Annotated in this window: 21 protein-coding genes and 1 riboswitch; of the genes, 11 read left to right on the top strand and 10 right to left on the bottom strand. The window is 40.8% G+C overall.

Annotation, left to right across the window (positions count from 1 at the left end; all coding sequences use genetic code 11):
* Positions 1–11: 11 nt before the first annotated feature.
* Together UYC_RS0102365 and UYC_RS0102360 are read left to right on the top strand one after the other, a co-directional pair.
* Positions 12–620, top strand: coding sequence for a S1C family serine protease (locus UYC_RS0102365; protein ID WP_016873034.1), 609 nt, complete (start codon positions 12–14; stop codon positions 618–620).
* Positions 617–1267: a response regulator transcription factor gene (locus UYC_RS0102360; RefSeq protein ID WP_016873033.1), complete on the top strand. Its 651-nt coding sequence runs from the start codon at positions 617–619 to the stop codon at positions 1265–1267. The genes UYC_RS0102365 and UYC_RS0102360 overlap by 4 nt, the downstream gene beginning before the upstream one ends.
* Positions 1268–1281: 14 nt before the next feature.
* On the opposite strand, the gene UYC_RS0102355 is transcribed toward UYC_RS0102360, so the two are convergent.
* Both UYC_RS0102355 and UYC_RS0102350 read right to left on the bottom strand, forming a co-directional pair.
* Entirely contained in the window at positions 1282–1491 is a 210-nt protein-coding gene (locus UYC_RS0102355; protein ID WP_016873032.1) for a hypothetical protein, read from the bottom strand.
* A gap of 170 nt (positions 1492–1661) precedes the next feature.
* On the bottom strand, positions 1662–2177 hold the full coding sequence (locus UYC_RS0102350; RefSeq protein ID WP_016873031.1) for a hypothetical protein: 516 nt from the start codon (positions 2175–2177) through the stop codon (positions 1662–1664).
* 360 nt (positions 2178–2537) lie between these two features.
* On the opposite strand from UYC_RS0102350, the gene UYC_RS0102345 reads away from it, so the two are divergent.
* From UYC_RS0102345 to UYC_RS0102335, 3 genes are all read left to right on the top strand, one after another.
* Entirely contained in the window at positions 2538–2810 is a 273-nt protein-coding gene (locus tag UYC_RS0102345) for a GlsB/YeaQ/YmgE family stress response membrane protein (RefSeq protein WP_016873030.1), read from the top strand.
* Positions 2811–2964: 154 nt separating this feature from the next.
* Positions 2965–3741, top strand: coding sequence for a thioesterase II family protein (locus UYC_RS0102340; protein ID WP_016873029.1), 777 nt, complete (start codon positions 2965–2967; stop codon positions 3739–3741).
* Positions 3742–4111: 370 nt separating this feature from the next.
* The gene (locus UYC_RS0102335) at positions 4112–4801 is read left to right on the top strand and encodes a PHP domain-containing protein (protein ID WP_016873028.1); all 690 of its coding nucleotides are present in this window, start codon (positions 4112–4114) and stop codon (positions 4799–4801) included.
* A gap of 467 nt (positions 4802–5268) precedes the next feature.
* On the opposite strand, the gene UYC_RS0102330 is transcribed toward UYC_RS0102335, so the two are convergent.
* Entirely contained in the window at positions 5269–5475 is a 207-nt protein-coding gene (locus UYC_RS0102330; protein WP_016873027.1) for a hypothetical protein, read from the bottom strand.
* A gap of 319 nt (positions 5476–5794) precedes the next feature.
* Positions 5795–5907: riboswitch (guanidine-I (ykkC/yxkD leader) on the top strand.
* Between the two features lie 81 nt (positions 5908–5988).
* Between UYC_RS0102330 and UYC_RS0102325 the strand changes: the two genes are divergently transcribed.
* The 6 genes from UYC_RS0102325 (at position 5989) to UYC_RS0102300 (ending at position 11244) form a co-directional block, all read left to right on the top strand.
* Positions 5989–7179 carry an agmatinase family protein gene (locus UYC_RS0102325; protein WP_016873026.1) on the top strand — a complete coding sequence of 397 codons (1191 nt, stop codon included), beginning with the start codon at positions 5989–5991 and terminating at the stop codon, positions 7177–7179.
* A 3-nt stretch (positions 7180–7182) separates the two neighbouring features.
* Positions 7183–7545 carry a hydrogenase maturation nickel metallochaperone HypA gene (hypA, locus tag UYC_RS0102320; RefSeq protein WP_268743978.1) on the top strand — a complete coding sequence of 121 codons (363 nt, stop codon included), beginning with the start codon at positions 7183–7185 and terminating at the stop codon, positions 7543–7545.
* Complete coding sequence (gene hypB, locus UYC_RS35245) at positions 7529–8239, top strand: hydrogenase nickel incorporation protein HypB (RefSeq protein WP_016873024.1); 711 nt, start codon at positions 7529–7531, stop codon at positions 8237–8239. The genes hypA and hypB overlap by 17 nt, the downstream gene beginning before the upstream one ends.
* 281 nt (positions 8240–8520) lie before the next feature.
* Positions 8521–9540 (top strand): ABC transporter substrate-binding protein, encoded by a 1020-nt coding sequence (locus UYC_RS0102310; RefSeq protein ID WP_016873023.1) that lies wholly within the window; start codon positions 8521–8523, stop codon positions 9538–9540.
* Entirely contained in the window at positions 9537–10385 is an 849-nt protein-coding gene (locus tag UYC_RS0102305; RefSeq protein WP_016873022.1) for an ABC transporter permease, read from the top strand. Before UYC_RS0102310 ends, UYC_RS0102305 begins: the two co-directional genes overlap by 4 nt.
* Before the next feature lie 61 nt (positions 10386–10446).
* Positions 10447–11244, top strand: a complete 798-nt coding sequence (locus tag UYC_RS0102300) for an ABC transporter ATP-binding protein (RefSeq protein WP_016873021.1) — start codon at positions 10447–10449, stop codon at positions 11242–11244.
* Between the two features lie 19 nt (positions 11245–11263).
* Here UYC_RS0102300 and UYC_RS0102295 read toward each other — a convergent pair whose 3' ends face one another.
* The 7 genes from UYC_RS0102295 to UYC_RS38740 form a co-directional block, all read right to left on the bottom strand.
* Positions 11264–12448, bottom strand: coding sequence for a hypothetical protein (locus tag UYC_RS0102295; protein ID WP_016873020.1), 1185 nt, complete (start codon positions 12446–12448; stop codon positions 11264–11266).
* Between the two features lie 643 nt (positions 12449–13091).
* Positions 13092–13622, bottom strand: coding sequence for an HMA2 domain-containing protein (locus UYC_RS0102290; RefSeq protein WP_016873019.1), 531 nt, complete (start codon positions 13620–13622; stop codon positions 13092–13094).
* A gap of 401 nt (positions 13623–14023) precedes the next feature.
* Positions 14024–14776 carry a response regulator transcription factor gene (locus tag UYC_RS0102285; RefSeq protein WP_016873018.1) on the bottom strand — a complete coding sequence of 251 codons (753 nt, stop codon included), beginning with the start codon at positions 14774–14776 and terminating at the stop codon, positions 14024–14026.
* A 345-nt stretch (positions 14777–15121) separates the two neighbouring features.
* Positions 15122–17266, bottom strand: a complete 2145-nt coding sequence (gene ppk1 / locus UYC_RS0102280) for a polyphosphate kinase 1 (RefSeq protein WP_016873017.1) — start codon at positions 17264–17266, stop codon at positions 15122–15124.
* A gap of 443 nt (positions 17267–17709) precedes the next feature.
* On the bottom strand, positions 17710–17910 hold the full coding sequence (gifA, locus tag UYC_RS0102275; protein WP_016873016.1) for a glutamine synthetase inactivation factor IF7A: 201 nt from the start codon (positions 17908–17910) through the stop codon (positions 17710–17712).
* Between the two features lie 155 nt (positions 17911–18065).
* Positions 18066–18695: a response regulator gene (locus UYC_RS0102270; protein ID WP_016873015.1), complete on the bottom strand. Its 630-nt coding sequence runs from the start codon at positions 18693–18695 to the stop codon at positions 18066–18068.
* A gap of 132 nt (positions 18696–18827) precedes the next feature.
* On the bottom strand, positions 18828–18995 hold the full coding sequence (locus tag UYC_RS38740; RefSeq protein WP_016873013.1) for a hypothetical protein: 168 nt from the start codon (positions 18993–18995) through the stop codon (positions 18828–18830).
* Positions 18996–19449 lie beyond the last annotated feature (454 nt).

Genomic DNA, 19449 nt, shown 5'->3' with positions numbered 1-19449 from the left:
TCAAGACACATATGAATACCACAACATTGACTAACATTGCTGTTGAACTGGCAAATTTAGGAAACAAACTACGTGATATTACTGTGAAAGTTCGTAGTAGTTATTTTTCTGGTGGTTCCGGTGTGATTTGGCCGTCTTCCCCGCTTTTTCCAGGTAGCCTGATCATCACAAACGCCCATGTTGCTTTTAGTAGACGTGCAACTGTTGAACTTGCAGATGGACGAGTATTTATGGCTGTACGTAGCAAAATTGACCCAGAGTTAGATCTAGCTGCTCTCACAATTGCTGCCACCAATCTACCCACTGCAACTATTGGGAATACAGATAAATTGCGCGTAGGGGAATTGGTTGTAGCCGTGGGAAATCCCTTTGCTGACAAAGGTGCAGTCACTACCGGGATTGTCTGTGCCAACAAAGAACGGTTGCTGATGGCGGATATTAGCTTGTTTCCTGGCAATTCTGGTGGGCCTCTTGCCAACTGTCTCGGTCATGTGGTGGGAATTAATACCATGATTGTGAATGGCTTGGGTGTGGCAATTCCCAGTTCAACTGTCGAGCATTTTCTACGTGGTGAAAGTCGTCCACAGCCTGATACTAAAAATCCTGTGGAGCAAAGATGATTCGGGTACTGGTAGTTGCTGCATCACCTTTGGTGCGAGCAGGGTTGTCAGCAGTGCTGACAACTGATTCCAAAATCATGGTGGTAGGCAGCACAGCTGACTTAAATAATGTACTAACAAGAGAAATTAGACAATTACAACCTGATGTGGTGCTGCTAGATTTGAGTAGCTATGCACAGAAATGGGATTGGGAAAAATTGCTTCCCAACCAAGAGGAAACTTACTCTTGTGCTTGGCTACTAATTACTGATGAACTCGACAGCCTTCACTTGACAGAGGCGCTGCGTTTTGGTGTTCGAGGTATATTGCCCCAAACCAGTAGCGAGTCAGAGATTATTGCGGCTGTGGAGTCAGTGGCTTTGGGTTTGATAGTTCTGCACCCTGATGTACTTGAGTCCTTATTGTCTGTAAAAGATAGTATTCGTGACACAAGTTTAGGCAATTCCATCCAAGCTTTGACACCGCGGGAAATCGAAGTTTTAGAAATGCTGGCTTCTGGATTGGCAAATAAAGCGATCGCCAAACGATTGCAGATCTCAGAGCATACTGTGAAGTTTCACATCTCTTCCATTTTTCATAAGCTTGGTGTCTCAACGCGCACCCAGGCTGTGAGTGTAGGTGTACGATTTGGGTTAATTATGTTATGAAATCAACAACAAATTTAATCGTCTAACAAACTCATCAATGCTTTAAATTCAAAGTCTTGCGGCTCTGAGGATTGACACCGTAACTCTAGCAATTGCCTCTGTAATGCTTCTGCGACATAGGGCATATTAGATTCTTGGGCAATTTTTAACTGATTTTCTTTAATTTTGATTTGTCTAAGCAGGTTGTTTTCAACGTGAATTAAATCGTAGTGTTGAGCAATCATAGCTTGACATCTAGTAAAAATTTATGGTGGTTAAATTAATTAAAAATCTACCGTCTATGTATTATCTGACAACTGTATCAAATTTTAGATAGATTGTATAAATAGTATTACAGTATTAGTGCAAATGTATTATTAAAAGCGATCGCCTCTGAGTAACCTCTTATCTTTACTTAATTGCGAACAGGTTCAGCTTTCTCGACAGAATTATCGCCTATTCCTAAAGTCAGCTGCAAAGGGGTGCGTGACGGATACGCCTTCACTACTTGCCGATAGACTTGGTAGTTAGTGGGTAGTGTCCTCTTTTGATCGCCAACTCTATAAGTTATTTTGTACTCCACAGCTTTCAATAATTCGGGCTTGCTCGCCTCTTCTTGGGGTTTTTGCCGTTGCTCCACTTCATCAACAGAAGGTCGTGGTGGTAGAGTAGGCCACCATAAACCTTTATCATCAGGGCCAATAGCTGTACCAGAAGGCTTTAAACCATTGCGATTGAGCAAGGATGTAGTAGCGAAGGTTTCAACGCGTGGTGATTTTTCGTTAGTTAAGTTGTAGGCATATTTTACTTGCCAAGTATAACTAGTGAGTGCTGTGGCTTCATACTCATCAGTAGTTGGGGTACTGCAACCGATGAGTGTCAGCGTAATTGGTACAACCAATGTTAGAAGTGAAAATATTTGCTTTCGCATCAGCTTATACCTGAAATGTCCTGCCAGCTAATATTATCGATATTGCAGCCATTGATGTGACTTTGCTCTACAAAGATTGACAGCTTAATTCTCCAAGTGGAAGAAAGAGGTAATTAGAAATGCATATACTGCTTTTACCAAGCAATAATCTAGCTCCTAGTTTAGACCTACTAGGAGCTTTTTCTTAATTTTAAAGCCACCTAAACTAGGATATACGTCAAAAGAAATGCTGTTACTTCACATCTTCCTTCATGTCTTCCTTGAGGTTATCCACAATTAGTTCTAATGACAGATTGGATGACAAGGATTGAATTGTTAATCTGTAACTGTTAGTAAAAAACGTTGAATAAATAAAGAGAAATGAACATACTTGCTTGGATTGTTTTAGGTCTAATCGCTGGTGCTATTGCCAAAGCTATCTATCCCGGTCATCAAGGTGGCGGTATTTTGGGAACAATTTTATTAGGTATCATTGGTGCGTTTATTGGCGGTACTTTAGGCGTATTCTTCAGTACAGGAACCTTAACTTTGGCCGCTCCTACTTTGAGTATTCCCGGTATTTTGTTAGCAATTCTTGGTGCGATTATCGCCATTTTCATCTGGAACGCTTTAACTCGTCGCAGCACTGTATAAAAAGCCCAATTGTGGTTAATTTATTATAGTAAACTTCAGGGAATTACTTTCACTATTTTTATCCCTGAATTAAATTAAAAGAATAGCGCCTGCCTGTAGTAAGGTTGGCGCTATTATTATGATCAGATAAAATTATTTGTCGCCTTTGAAATTAATGACAAATACACAATTTTTGAACTCTTTGATTACCTGCCCTAAACCTAATCCTCAAGCATCAGTACGGCTATTCTGTTTTCCCTATGCAGGTGGCAGTTCTCTAATTTTTCGCCAATGGCGAGACTATTTACCAGCGACAATTGAGCTTTGCCCCGTAGAAATTCCTGGGCGAGGAACTCAAATGAAGTCACCTCCATTCACCCGGCTAGAACCTCTTGTCAGAGCGATCGCATCTGCTATTCAACCATATTTAGACAAACCATTCGCCTTTTTTGGTCACAGTATGGGCGGACTGGTGAGTTTTGAGCTTACCCGTCTACTTCGCAAACAATACGGTATTAGCCCAAATTACCTCTTCATCTCTGGTCGCTGCGCTCCTCAAGTTCCCAATTCAGAGCCACCTATTCACAATTTACCAGAACAGGAGTTTTTGGAAGAACTACGTCGTTTTAACGGTACTCCCACATCAGTTCTAGAAAATAGCGAACTGATGCAACTTTTTTTACCCATTCTGCGAGCAGATTTTGCAGTTCTAGAAACTTATGTTTATGCAGAGCAACCACCGCTAAATTGTCCTATTACTGTCTGTGGTGGTTTACAAGACCAAGAAGTTAGCTACGATCAACTTTTAGCATGGCAAGAGCAAACGTGCAATTCTTTCTCTGTTCATATGCTTCCTGGCGATCACTTCTTTGTGCATTCATCTCAGCAACAGCTACTAGAGATTATTTCTAGAACAATGAATGAATTTAGTCACTTAAGTCCCGCAGACTAGAATTCTAAACGGCAGTTGCTACAACGGGGTTCTCCCCCAGGACGCACTGCCACCCTTACAGGAAACTGCTAGCTAACGCAACGCCTTAAATCTCCCACTAATTGCATTCTGCATTTTTTGTTCTGGGTTCTTTTTAAAGAATAAATGCCTTTATTGGCAATACTTCTGACTTTTATTGATATCGCTAATCGGAAATACTCATGACTACGAGCGTTTGAATTTGCTAACGTAGTCTTAACATATTGAAAACTTTAGCTAACTAAGCTTAAAAAAAGCTTGCTAACACTACATTAAAGTGCTGGAACTGACCAAGCTATGTGTTTGTCGTGTTGGAGTGTTAACTATCACCAAATTTAAAAATGAGGGGGTTATGGCTGTCAATTTTGCTCCGACTTATTCTGCGACTAAAGAATCCTTGGCAGAGGTATTTCAAAACATCAATGCCCAAAGTTGTCCAAGGCATTTTAACTTTCATATGCACACCATCTACTCTGATGGAAAATTGCAGCCACATACGTTGATGGAACAAGCGATCGCTATCGGTTTGAAAGGGCTTGCTATTACCGATCACCACACTGTAGGTGGATACCAAGCAGCACAAAATTGGCTGAAAGATTGGCAGCATCACAACCCAGACGCTACAGTTCCTCAGCTTTGGACTGGTGTAGAAATTAATGCCAATCTTTTGGGTGTGGAAGTTCATATTTTAGGTTATGCCTTCAACCTCGAACACCCCAACATGAAACCATATATTCAAAGAAGAATTGTGACAGGTGAAGAATATCAAGCAGCAAATGTGGTTGCTGCTATTCATAAAGCTGGTGGATTGGCTGTACTTGCTCACCCAGCACGTTACAGGCGATCGCATTTGGACTTGATTCCTGCTGCTGCCGAAATTGGTATTAATGGTGTGGAAACTTTTTACGCCTACAATAACCCTAACCCTTGGAGACCGAGTGCTTTAGAATCACAACAAGTGCAACAGCTAGCTGCTAAACACGGTCTTTACAATTCCTGTGGAACTGATACTCATGGATTAAGTCTTCTGCAAAGACTGTAAAAATGAAGCATGAAGTCAATATTTTCTTAGTCCTGGTTTCAATAACCAGGAAAATTAATTATATTTAGTTTATTTTTAAAGATTTATAATTAACGCTTTTTCTTAAAAAAGTAATCTTAAGAATCTTGGGTTAAGTATAAGTAGGGGAGGTAAAAAACGGTCAGATTTTCCGCCCACCAAACTTCAGAACGGCGGTAGACACGTAGACGCCCGGTAGACAGGCGTAGCCTGGCTTCTCGGAGAGTGGGCGGCTTCTCGTAGAGTAGTGGCTTCTGTACACCGTTGGGCAAAGCCCTTCCCGCAGGGTAGGGTAAGTAGCCGCTGCTCTGAGTTCTCGTTTTATTGCCGTTGTGTTACGGCTATGGAAGGATTTGAGAGTTTAAGAGAAAAGAACTAGCCGTAACGCACCGCGGGGGCTAAATGGTAATCTTTGGGTGGAAAAGGAGTAGTAGGAATGCTGCCCTGGTTTAGTTATTTCTTAGGCGATCGCCGATTTTCTCCTCACTCGTTAGGATATTGGACTCTTGCAGATTGCGGACTTGAACTTTAACCTTGACACCAACTTCTTTGTTGACGAGAACGCGAACCTTAACCCTAACAACATCTTTGATTACAACTTTGACCTTGACATCAACTCCGTCTGTCGTCTTGACTAAAACCTTGACCTTGACCACATTTTTCTCCTTTCGGAGATTAGATCATCTCTATAACGCTGGCATAGATTTAGAGGATGAACAGTGGTCTGGCATACAATTAGGGGGACAGGGAACAGGAAACAGAAATTTTTTATGAATGATTTGGGATTGCTGTATTAATTAACCACCCCTTAACTTAACAAATCGTTATCTAAAATTACAACTACGTTATCCTTTTCTACAAAGCATTTTCAGGAATTTTGTAAGTATTGATACTTTTTCGTGAAAGACTTTTTGATATCAATAAAAACTGATTATAAAAATAATCACACAAAAACTATTTAGCTATCGGGTAAATACAAATAGCTTCTAGGGTTCCGGTTTAACACTCTCAAAGTTAAACGACTGGTCCAAGAGAGGCACCCAGTTTCATAAAAACTGGCTACACGGCGGGAAAAAAGCCCGGGAGGTACATAGCAGAATCTCAGACTGTTATGACTTGCCCGGGCTATAGTTTTTGCCTTGCAAATTTTGAAAATTCTTTTCCCGAATATGACTGAGCAATCTTCTAATAACTCCAATTCTCATTTCCGCCCACCTTCACAAGCAAGTCGGGCATTGGAAAAAGAAGCAAATTTGCCGCTCACGGGTTGGCAGCAGGAAGTGTCTAAAGGATTAGAATTTGGATTAGAAGCAGCAGAAAGTATACGCGATCGCTCGATTCCTACTTTTTCTCGCGGTGAACTTCCCCACTTTGCCGGGATTAATACTTTTTTAAAAGCACCTTATTTAGAAGATGTGCGCAAAGTTGGTGAATACGACGTTGCAATTGTCGGCGTACCCCACGATTCTGGCACAACTTATCGACCAGGGACTCGTTTTGGCCCTCAAGGCATTCGCCGCATTTCGGCATTATATACTCCTTATAACTTTGAATTGGGCGTGGATTTGCGCGAGCAGATTACTCTGTGTGATGTCGGTGATATTTTCACTATTCCCGCCAATAATGAAAAATCCTTCGATCAGATTTCCAAAGGCATTGCCCACATTTTTAGTTCCGGTGCATTCCCCATCATTTTGGGAGGCGATCACTCAATTGGTTTTCCCACAGTTCGGGGAGTTTGTCGTCATTTAGGCGATAAAAAAGTAGGAATTATTCACTTCGATCGCCACGTTGATACCCAGGAAACAGACTTGGATGAAAGAATGCATACTTGTCCCTGGTTCCATGCCACAAATATCAAAAATGCTCCGGCGAAAAACCTAGTGCAATTAGGAATTGGTGGCTGGCAAGTACCGCGACAAGGCGTCAAAGTTTGTCGAGAAAGAGCCACAAATATCTTAACAGTCACAGATATCACAGAAATGGGGCTAGATGCAGCCGTCAATTTTGCTTTAGAAAGAGCATTAGACGGTACAGACTGTGTTTACATCAGTTTCGATATTGACTGCATTGATGCTGGCTTCGTTCCTGGCACGGGTTGGCCGGAACCTGGTGGGTTATTACCGCGTGAAGCGCTGTATTTATTGGGTAAAATTGTCCAAAATGCGCCTGTGTGCGGACTGGAAGTTGTAGAAGTGTCGCCGCCCTACGATATTAGCGATATGACATCATTAATGGCGACGCGAGTGATTTGTGATACTATGGCACATTTAGTTGTATCCGGACAGTTACCGCGTCAAGAAAAACCTGCATATATTCACCCAGAAGCCCAACCGCAATTAGTTGAAGAATGGAGGTGAATTGTGCACGAAACAGACATGACAAAAGCGCTAATTTTAACAGTAAAAGATTGGTGGGAATCTCAACCAAAACAGCCTCACATTTCCCATATTCATTTAATTGTTGGCAAGTTTACTTGTGTTGAACCTGCTAGTTTGCAATTTGCTTTTGAAGTCCAAACGCGCAACACCTTTTTAGAAGGAGTAAAACTAGTAATTCAAGAAACCCCACTAATTGCCTTTTGTCATCGTTGCCAAAAAGAATATTCACCTCAAATCGGATTGCAATATGCCTGTCCTGATTGTCATTCTCCTATGGAAGATATTCGCTCAGGTAGAGAATTGAAAATTGACAAAATTGAGTACGATTATGCATCAAACATTTGACGCGGCATTAGGAATTAACTTGCTTCATGCCAATCAACAAGGAGCCGATCACAACCGATCGCATTTTGATGAATGGGGAATTATTTGTTTCAATATCATGAGTAGTCCCGGTGCTGGCAAAACCGCACTATTAGAGCGTACCCTAGCAACTTTGAGTGATGAGTTAAAAATTGCTGTGATTGAAGGGGATATGACAACCGATTTAGACGCAGAACGCCTGCGGAAATATGGTGTCCCTGTGATTGCAATTAATACAGGGCGCTCTTGTCATTTGGATTCCAAAATGGTAGCGGGTGGAATTCATAGATTGGAACATGAGTATAATCCTAGCGAGTTCGATTTAGTGCTGGTAGAAAATGTTGGTAATTTAGTTTGTCCAGCCGAATTTGAAGTTGGAGAACACGCCAAAGTTGCTTTATTGAGTGTGACTGAAGGTGAAGATAAACCGCTCAAGTATCCGATTATGTTTCAAGAAGCGGATTGTCTTTTAATTACTAAAATCGATTTGGCTCCTTATTTAGATGTTGATATTAGCCAGATTGAAGCAAATGTTCGGCAAATGAATCCTGATGTGACGATTATTCCTGTTTCTGCGAAAACTAGTGAGGGATTGGAAGCTTGGTTTGATTGGGTGCGATCGCAAACTTCACAACAACAGCAAGATTGTGCTTTACACCTGCTAGCTAAAAGTTAGTATAACTTACGTAATCTACCCATCATTTCTAATTCGTATTTCAAATCTTTTCTTTCCTTTCTTTGTGCTCTTTGTGTCCTTTGTGGTTCGTTATTCTGCTAAAAGTTTAATGCGTTACTAAGCTATGAAAACTATAGTTTTTAACCAACCACGAAGCACACAAAGTACACGAAGAAAAAAGGAAGAAAGAGTTTCATAAATGATTTGGGATTGCTATATAAACCTGATTGAAACAACATAATTAATACCTCCATCAATGCACAATTTAGTAGTGAGGTAAAATGAGAATTCGCAATTTACTATCTCTATTCACAGTCTTTTTACTCAGTTTTATAATTGCTGTCAGTTGTACGCCATCTCCGCAAACCTCCACATCCAACAACTCTACAGCAATTCAACTAGGTTTTAGTGCTTGGCCTGGTTGGTTTCCCTGGCAAGTAGCTCAAGAACAAAAGTTATTTGCAGCAAACAAAGTTAATGTAGATTTGAAGTGGTTTGATGGCTATTTAGATTCCATTAATGCTCTCAGAGCAGGGCAACTAAATGCGAACACTCAAACTTTGAATGATACGATTAGCTCAGTTGCAGCAGGTTCAGATCAAGTTATCGTTTTAGTCAACGATAATTCAACTGGAAATGACAAAATTATTGTCCGAGAAGGTATTAATAGTATTGCTGACTTAAAAGGGAAAAAAGTTGCTGCCGAAGAAGGAACTGTTGACCATTTTCTGTTATTACTTGGCTTAAAAAAAGCTGGTTTAACTCAAGCTGATATTCAATTTCAACCATTAGAAACAGGTGCAGCAGCAGCGGCTTTTGTTGCCGGGCAGGTTGATGCAGTTGGAGTTTTTGCACCTTTTACTACAAGAGCTTTATCACGTCCTGGCAGTAAAGAATTATTTAGTTCTAAAGACTTTCCCGGTGCAATTCCTGACCATTTAGTTGTCACTCGCCAACTAATTAATGAACGTCCGCAAGATGTGCAATCTTTAGTGAATACTTGGTTTGCCACTTTAGATTTTATGAAAGCAAATCCAGAAAAAGCTTACGAAATTATGGCGAAAAGGGCTGGGGTTTCGGTTGCAGAATATAAGGATTACGATGCAGGCACTAAAATCTTTTCTTTACAGGAAAATTTGCAAGCTTTTAGCCCTGGTAAAGATATGAAATCCTTAAGTTATGCTGCCGGAGAAATTAGCAAATTTCTGGTTGAAACTGGTTTGATTAAACAAGCGCCTAATCTCAATCAAATCTTTGACGATCGCTTTGTCAAAGCCTATGCTGCAAAACAGAAATCATGAACCAATACGCTGAAGATTTGCAAGTCATGAACTCTAGGCAACCTCAGAAAATGTTATCACAAACTGTCTTTTGGCGCATTGCTGAGGATATTCCCAGAAAATTGGCTTGGACTTTAATGTTTTTGTCCATAGCTGTTCCTATCCTTCTGTGGTGGATTATTTCTAATACTGGGTTAATTCCACCTTTGTTTCTGCCAACTCCAACTCAAGTTTGGGATGCATTCCAAAGGCTTTTGGGAACTGGAGATTTACAAAAAGATATTTTCTTTAGTTTGTTTCGTGTTGTAGCTGGGTTTTTACTAGCAGCAATTATTTCCATTCCTTTAGGAACTTTAATGGGAACATTTGCCAGCATTCGAGCATTATTAGAGCCGATTATTGGTATTGTTCGGTATATGCCAGCCCCAGCTTTTATTCCCCTACTAATTTTATATTTTGGACTGGGGGAAACTCCCAAAATTATGCTGATTTTTATCGGCACGCTATTTTTTAATACCTTAATGGTAATGGATGCAGTCAAATTTGTTCCCAAGGAGTTACTAGAAACTACTTATACTTTGGGTGGGGAAAGAAAACAAGTTTTACTGCAAGTAATTTTTCCATTTATTCTGCCCAATATTATTGATGCCTGCCGTGTCAATATGGCAGCATCTTGGAACTTAGTGATTGTTTCAGAATTAGTGGCGGCGACAGAAGGTTTAGGGCGGAGAATTAGCGTCGCTCAAAGATATCTTAAAACCGATGAAATTTTTGCGGGCTTGATTGTGATTGGTTTAATTGGCTTAACAATTGACCTTTTGTTTCGATTGTTACTGCGTGTTGCTTGTAAATGGGCTAAGGATTAGGCAAGGGAACAGGGAACAAGAACATAGAAAATTTGTAATTAATTTTGTTTAGGAACTTGATATGCATTTAGAAGTTAATCAACTCCACAAGCAATTTAATACTAGACGCGGTTCCTTGACTGCGCTGAAAAATATCAACTTACATATAGAAGAGGGGGAGTTTGTCTGTGCGGTAGGAGCCAGTGGTTCTGGTAAATCAACTTTACTGCGGTTAATTGCCGGATTGGATACTCCAACAGCGGGAGAAATTTTAGTTGATGGAATGCAGGTGACAGGGCCGGGGCCAGATCGCGGTATGGTATTTCAAAGCTACACTCTTTATCCTTGGATGAGTGTAGCAGAAAACGTCGAATTTGGTTTAAAGCTGCAAGGTGTACCCAAACAAAGGCGGCGACAACAGACGGCTTACTATCTAGAAGTGGTGGGTTTGTCGGGGTTTGCGAAAGCGCTACCAAAGGAACTTTCGGGTGGAATGAAGCAACGGGTGGCGATCGCTCGTGCTTTAGCATCACAACCCAAAATTTTACTCATGGATGAACCTTTTGGCGCATTGGATGTGCAGACGAAAGAAGCAATGCAGCAATTTTTGCTGGAAATTTGGCGCAGCACTAACACCACAGTTTTTATGATTACTCACGATGTTGAGGAAGCAATTTTTCTATCTCAACGCATATATGTGTTAAGCTCACGACCAGGTACGGTGAAGCAAGAATTACAAATTCAATTGCCAAGCGAATCTCATCCTCAAATCAAACGTCATCCTGTATTTCAACAGTACAAAGACAAGGTGATGAGACTACTGTGTGAAGATGGGCACAAAGTCAGCAGCAGCTTGGAGGATTTACCTTTAGCAATCTGAAAGAATTACAGATTTTTTCTCAAGAAGAACGGAAAAGCACACGCCCTGGCAATATCTCATCGTTGATTTTGGCGTAAACTCGCAGACAGGCAGATACTTCTCCCGGTACGCCGCCAATATCTAGTTGTAAATCGTCTTTTGAGAAAGTATAAACATCGGCATAAATTCCCCACAACGGGCGGATCTGCACTTGGCAGCCACTTTCACGCGCTTTTTCTACTGCTCCATCCAAAGTGCGCCGTGCCTCTTGTTGCAGTTTGCCCCACCAAGAAAAGCGATCGCACGTTGGCAGATATACTAAAGAGTGAATAGCTTCGTCTAAATCAAGCTTGGCACGCAAGGCTGTAATTGGATCGGCATTGACAGTACTAAGGACGCGGTGGAATCGGTCTATGAGTGCTGAAGCATACTTGAGCTTTTCTGACTCTAAATTTAAAGACCTCACACCAAAACGATCCACGCTTTTAAGAGCATGGTGTAAACTCGTATCCATCTCGATAAATTTGAGACATATAGTAACAATTCCCGCTAGGATATCTAACTCTGTGCCTCGTGTTTGGAGCTGCAATCGTGGATCGAAGTTAATTTTATCTGATAAACACAATCCATTAGCTCTAATATTGCCTTTCAAACCACAGTAGATATATTCATTACGATAAAAAGCTAACTGTCGCAAAGAAATCTTATCTTCGCAAGCGCCTAATTGAGTTGCTTCTGCTAAGATCCGTTCTCGCCTGAAGTGAGCAATCTTTTCCGGAACTCGTAGCAGCAAGCATTGCATTTCGTTCCACAAATCAGCATCATTGCTGCTGTGAAATTGGTACTCACCGATATAGGGTGACAATTCCTTATCGGCAAGCAAAGCTTCACCTATGTCTTTTAGCTTGAGTTCGCCACTCACTTCAGGTGAAACTGGCTCAAACACATCCTCCCATGAAGGCTTTTGAGGCTCTGAAGATGCAGAGAATCTATCAAAAATATTCCCCTTGTCCTCTTCTTCCCCCGCTTCCTCTACTTCTCCTATTTTTGATTGCAAAATTTCATCCAACTCTTGCAACACTTGCTGACAAATAGTGCTGCCTGGATCTATTGTAGTTTGTTTAAGCGCTTCCTGTAATTGCGATCGCAGCCCGCATAAACCTAAGCGCAGTACCCAAGCTAATTTTGAGTCCTCAAGATTTAATAACTCGCTGAGGTGCTGCATTGAACCTCCATAACTTTTTACCTAAAACACTTATCATGAACCAAATTCTAATCAAAGCACCCACTACTACTTTGTCATAGTCATTTTGCAAGGTTAACAATTCTCTGCATTCCTGCATCAGGCTGAATCCCTTAATTGTTGAGGAGCTAGAGGCTCTAGTTCTCGTTACCAGGTTGACGAGGAATTGATCGCGCTAGAGTTGGAATTATGGGTTGGAGCCAAGGAGATTACATTTCAGCGTTTTGTGCTACCCATAGCGATCGCTTCTAGGCAATATCGGTAGGTGCTGGGATTAGCAATTGGATTACCTACTACGTCAGCACGGATATTCATCAGTTTACGCGCAGATATTTGGGAGATACTCCTTGGTACGCTCCTGCAATTTACCAAAAAACTTTACCCATGACTATAAATTTGAATATTGCGCGGGCATCGATAAAGAATACACCTTGCAATATCCCTGCCATCCATCACCATTCCGCGTTGCTGAGAATGGGGACTTCTGCAGACTTAAGTTAAAAGCCTTGTTATATAGAAGATTTAAATTAGTTTATGACTGACGCACGAGTGATGGAATAATAAACCGCAGAGTACACAGAGAGCACGGAGTCAAGAGGATTTTAGAGGGTTTTTGCGTTAGTGATTATTGATTTTTTGGTGAAGATTCCTTTTTATCGCTCAGTTTAACCAAACTCTCCAAGGCATACCAAAGTAACAGATACAATGCTGTTGCCTTCCAGCGTGCTGTTTGGGGAAGTACTCGCCGCAGAGCGATCGCTACGGCAGCATAGAGTACGAATACACGCAAATCCACTGTATCTTTTGTTGTTTGTTTTACTTGCTCACTGAGGCTAGACAGAACTGAAGTTAATTTTGCTGATAAATGCGGTTTTTCGATGAGGGTGTCAGTGAGAACTATGCCTAAAGCTTGCAATTTATTCTGGACATCTTCAAAATTGACAACTTTACCAGAGTAGTAGATTGTGATAGTACCTGCTTGAGAATTGGTTTTAACTTTATCAACTTGAGGAAACAAGATTGCAATAGATTTAGCGATTTGTCCAATTGCTTGTTGATTTTGCTGGTAGAATCTTAACCTAACTCGACCAGGCGTATTACTAACAACCTGTAGATATATCGGTGTGAATGATTTGTCTGGTGATAATTCTTTCATAAAGTTTTCTCCAAAATAAGGTTTTTTTGGTCAAACAGCGACACTTTGAAAACATTATGACCTTGCAAGGATAACAAAGAATCCAACAGTACCTACCAATAGTAACCACCTTTCCTCCTCAGCTTACTGCAATTTCCATCTTTAGCTAAAATTGCAATTTAAGCGATCGCCTGGGCAAGTACTGAATAATCGTTGCAATAATGACAACCTGCATAGATGCAGTGATTTTTTCTGAGGTGGGTTAAAATACCTTTTTTATACTAGTTTTAGATAATGCTTTGTAGCGAAATTGCGTAAAATTCTAGTATAATATGATGCGATAATCTTACCTTGGCGATCACCATAATATTTACTTTTAAACGCGATCGCATTCTTAACAAACTCAAATTTAGCAGGTGGCTTTATCCAAACCGATAGCCAAAACCTCGTACAGTCACAAGATATTCGGGATTACTGGGATCAAGCTCCAATTTTTCACGTAACCAACGAATGTGCACATCTACAGTTTTACTATCCCCAACATAATCTGCCCCCCAAATCATATCTAGTAATTGCTCGCGCGACCATACTCGCTGGGCAGAACTCATGAATAACTCTAGCAGACGGTACTCTTTGGGGGAAAGATTTACTTGTTGATCGCGAACTAGCACACAGCGCTCTTGAGTATTCAAGATGACATCTTTGTATTTGAATACTTTTGTTTGTGATGAAGTAATTAAACGTTGGCGGCGAAGTAACGCTCGACAACGAGCCACTAATTCACGTGTACTAAAGGGTTTGCCCAGATAGTCATCTGCTCCAAAGTCTAACCCTAAAATGCGATCGGCTTCGCTACTCTTAGCACTAAGTATTAAAATTGGTACCAGATTTCCCCGATAACGTAGTAAACGACAAATATCTAATCCATTAATACCTGGCAGCATCAAATCGAGAATAATCAAGTCACAGCAAAATTCTTCTGGGTTGTGTTCAAAACTTTCTAGATATTCTACAGCAGACTGCCCATCACCAATAGTTATCACTTTATAGCCTTGCTCTTGCAATGCTACAGCTAGCACTTCCTGGATAATTTCTTCATCTTCGATGATCAGAATACACCTAGTTTGCCCAATGTTATCTATACCGAAATCTTTGGTCAATTCATGAGCGTACATTAAGATACCCAAAGTTTGTGACTATGAAAGAAAAAGCCCACTCTACTAAATGGGCATTAGGCGGATGCATACTAAGTTTGGCTTTTCAGTAAATTTAAAATTAAAAAATAAGATATTTATAAGAAAAATATAAGAGCATCTTTCCCGCTCCATTTAGTTCTTTTGTCTGTATTGAAAGTAGAGGCACTGAGGCTAGGGAAGAGGACAAGCGCAAGAGTGGAAGAGGAAGAGTGGAAGAGGAAGAGATGAGGGAGATAGGAAAGATGGGGAAGAATTTACTTTTATTACTTCCTCACCTCCTCAACTCCTTGTCCCCGTGTTCCTGCCCCCTGTCACCTTTCCCCTTTATGATTGGTGTGTCATTTGCATCAGTAAAGCCTGGGCACTGCGTTCAGTCTCATTCTTGTCTGGATGGCGTTGGATATAGGAACCATCAGATTGAAGCTCCCAAGCCTGGCGGTTGTCTTGAAGCAAGATCTGCAATATATTTTGTAAGTTTTGGACAAGCTCAGGCTCTTCAACAGGAGTAACTGCTTCAACTCTTCGATCAAGATTACGGGGCATCCAATCAGCACTACCGATAAACACTTCATTTTTGCCATTATTGTGGAAGTGAAAGATACGCGAGTGTTCTAAAAAACGACCAACAATACTAATGACTCGAATATTCTCACTAACTTGTGGAACTTGAGGACGCAAACAGCAAATACCTCGAACAATCAAATCAATTTCTACCCCGGCAGAGGATGCCTCATAAAGAGTAGCAATAATTTGAGGATCAACCAAAGAATTCATCTTGGCGATGATATGAGCCTTATTACCGTTTTTACAATGTTCGATTTCTCTTTTGATCAGAGCAATCATGCGATCGCGCATATTGACAGGAGAAACTAGCAGCTTGCGGTAAGAACTTTGACAAGAATAGCCAGTCAAATAATTGAATAAATCGGTTAAATCTGCACCTAGCTCTTCTCGACAACTCAACAGCCCTAAGTCGGTGTATAACTTTGCGGTTTTAGAATTGTAGTTTCCCGTGCCAATGTGGACGTAGCGACGAATATTCTCTCCTTGCTTGCGCACCACCAGCGCAGTTTTAGTGTGAGTCTTCAGTCCTACTAAACCATAAACAACATGAATACCAGATTTTTCTAGCTTTTGTGCCCAAGTGATATTATTTTCTTCATCAAAACGGGCTTTTAACTCTACAAGCACAGCTACTTGTTTACCGCTTTCGGCTGCGGCAATCAGAGAATGAACAATTTCAGAATCTCCAGAGGTACGATAAAGCGTCATTTTGATTGCCAGTACATCAGGATCGCGGGCTGCTTGGGCAATAAATTCTTCTACAGAAGCGCTAAAGGATTCGTAGGGATGATGCACCAGCAAATCTTTTTGCTCAATGACTGAGAAAATACTTTTTTCTTCGTCATCTGGGTTGGCAATTTTGCTTGGTTGATGGAAATGACGCAGACGGGGCGGAATTACTGCTGAAAAGGGTGGATCTTTCAACTCAGGCAATGGCAGTGCCATAAATGACATTAAATCTTTTAAATTCAAAAGTCCTTCAATTTCATATACATCGAAATCACTTAGTTCCATTTCTGCCATTAGCATCTGTCGCACTGAAGAAGGCATTGATGGTTGAATTTCTAAGCGTACCACTGAACCGCCAAAGTGGCGTTTGCGCAACTCCTGCTGAATTGCTAAGAGTAAGTCATCGGCTTCTTGTTCTGCGAATTCTAAATCTGCGTCACGGGTGAGTCGAAACAGGTGATACTCCTTGATGATCATCCCTGGAAATAAGGCTTCTAAGTTATGAGCGATCGCCTGTTCTATTGGTACGCCACGCCAGTGATTTGGTTTGTTGTTGTCTGTGGGTGATTTTTGGGGTAGGGAAATAAATCGGGGCAGGATATTTGGTACTTTGACTCTGGCAAATTTTTCTTCTGTGCTGTTTGGAGCTTGAACTAGTACTGCTAAATTCAGACTGAGATTTGCCATCAGCGGAAAAGGATGGCTGGGATCTACTGCTAGGGGAGTCAAAACTGGAAATATTTTCTGTTGAAACTGTTGTTTGAGGTAATTGCGTTCTTCGAGAGTGATATCTGTGTAATTGAGGATGTGGATGCCATGTGATGCTAACTCCGGGCACAGCACTTGCTGAAAGTGACGATGCTGTTCTTGCACCATTGGACGCAATTGTTGAGCGATCGCTTCTAGTTGTTGTTGTGGTGTGCGTCCATCTGGGCTGCGCTGGCTCAGTTGTGCGTTGACTTGTTCTTTGAGCAGTGCTACCCTAACCATGAAAAATTCATCTAGGTTGGAACTAAATATAGCACTAAATTTTAGTTTTTCAAGTAATGGTGTACGCCGATCTAATGCTTCGTGCAATACTCGTCGATTAAATTCTAACCAACTCAGTTCTCTGTTCAAGTAATACTGAGAATCGCTGAGATTTATTACTTTGTTAATATCTTTGGTTTTAGTCATAATCATCTGTTAATTCATTACTATTAAATAATAATTTAAGCAGTAGTTAAACACACCAAAATAAATTCAACTTTTAATCAAACCATTACCAAATAGCAATATCAGGTTCTCAATACATTCTTTACGAGCATACTAACAATACAACAACCAGTACTTAAAAAACTTATAATTTTCTTATTTATCTTTTTTTTATAGGGCAATTTTCTAAACTAATTTCTCTACAAATTGCCAGCAAATATACTGTTAGGCAGATTAGAAACCGCACTTTTAAATAAAATAATGATTCCTTTTTACTATCTCTCTAATAAGATTGTTTTGTAATTAAATAAAATTAAATATTAGGTTAACAATAGTTTAAGTCATTTGAATTCCATCAAAATACCCACCTAGAAATTCTCTAGGTGGGACTTTCAAGTATTGAATCTCTAAACCCAGCAAGTATCCTAGCTAAAGGTTACATGATTGCGATCGTAAAGCACTCTAGCCATAGGGTTTAGCTTTCCTTGAATAGGGTTCCAGTAGTTAGCTATTTCAACAGGCATACCAAGTTCTTGCCCTGTACGTCCAAGCATTGACTGTTGACGATGCTTGACTTGTTGATAATGACGCTGCATCAAGGCACGAGCCTTATCTTGAGTAGACATACTAAATTCTTCCTATTGTTTAAGATTACTTGTTATCTGACTTTCAAAGTCCAAGTACAAAGATATCCAAAAATTCTGTATTCAAAGTTACGAAATGATTAAGAAAAAGCTGATTTTTATAAAAATTTCAGGGTGTGGGGGAAAGAAGCCTTCTCCTACAGAATGACTATTCCCCGCTTCAGCGCCACGATTACTGCTTGTGTGCGATCGCTAACTCCGAGCTTGCCCAAAATATTATTGACGTGAAATTTAACTGTGCCTTCAGCAATGGACAAAGCAGTAGCAATTTCCTGGTTGCTCTTACCATTTGCTATTAACTGGAGGACTTGCAGCTCTCGTTGACTCAATTCAGGTGTACCCATGCGCTCTAGTAGTTTTGCTCCCACTACGGGTGGGATATACTTTTGACCGTTGTGAACGACTCGAATTGCTTCCAAAAGTTCATCTGGTTCGGCACCCTTGAGTAGATAGCCTTTTGCACCTGCTTGTAATCCACGATAGATGTCTTCATCACCGTCGTAAGACGTAAGCACAATTATCCGCGCATTTTCAAACTCTGCTTTAATGGCACAAATTGCTTCAACCCCTCCAATTTCTGGCATCCGCAAATCCATGAGTGTGACATCAGGCTGGAGTTGGCGGAAAGCTTCTAGCAATTCACGTCCATTACGAGCCTGACCGACAATACTCATATCCTGCTCAAACTCAATAATTGCCTCCAATCCCCGCCGTACAACAGGATAATCGTCAGCAATCAGGATGCGAATGAGGTTTGACTGATTCATGACGAAGTCAACTTCGCTCTACCGACACCATCACTTGTATTCCCTTTCCGGGCAAGCTCTGAATTGTCAGGTATGCCCTGATATGCTCGGCACGCTTTTTCTTTTCCAGAATGCCAAAGCCTTTTAGCTGCATCAGACAGCATACAACTGCGGTTTGAAGTTTGAAACCGCCTCTTTTAAGCTTACAACTAAATCAATCCACCAGCGACATAAAAACCACAGAGCGATCGCCCCAATTAGCTTGGCTTTAAATTTAATAATTAGTGTGTTTATTGTCCGAATGATTTGATTTATATCCATACCTGCTGTCTAATCAAGTTTATGCAAAAATAACAGCCAAAACTTCTTCATTCTGAAACCACAAGCTTTAGCAATTTTTGTAGGGTGGACACTACTTAACTTTCCTCAAACCTTGATTTTTACATTGTGGACAGTAATTTTTGTAGGGTGGGCACTACTTAACTTCCCTCAAACCTTGATTTTTACATTGTGGACAGTGCCCACCTTACTTCGTAGATTGACTTTAGCAATTTTTGTAGGGTGGACACTACTTAACTTTCCTCAAACCTTGATTTTTACATTGTGGACAGTAATTTTTGTAGGGTGGGCACTACTTAACTTCCCTCAAACCTTGATTTTTACCTTGTGGACAGTGCCCACCTTACGGTTATGAAAAATGGTGAGCCAGTCCGGTGGACGGGTTTCCCGGCATAAAGGAGCCAGCGCGTTGCGGAGAGAAGTCTGTAGACGCGGA

It is taken from the genome of Chlorogloeopsis fritschii PCC 6912, assembly GCF_000317285.1.
In the GTDB taxonomy this organism is placed as follows: Bacteria; Cyanobacteriota; Cyanobacteriia; order Cyanobacteriales; family Nostocaceae; genus Chlorogloeopsis; species Chlorogloeopsis fritschii.
This window is presented reverse-complemented; position numbering and strand designations above follow the sequence as displayed.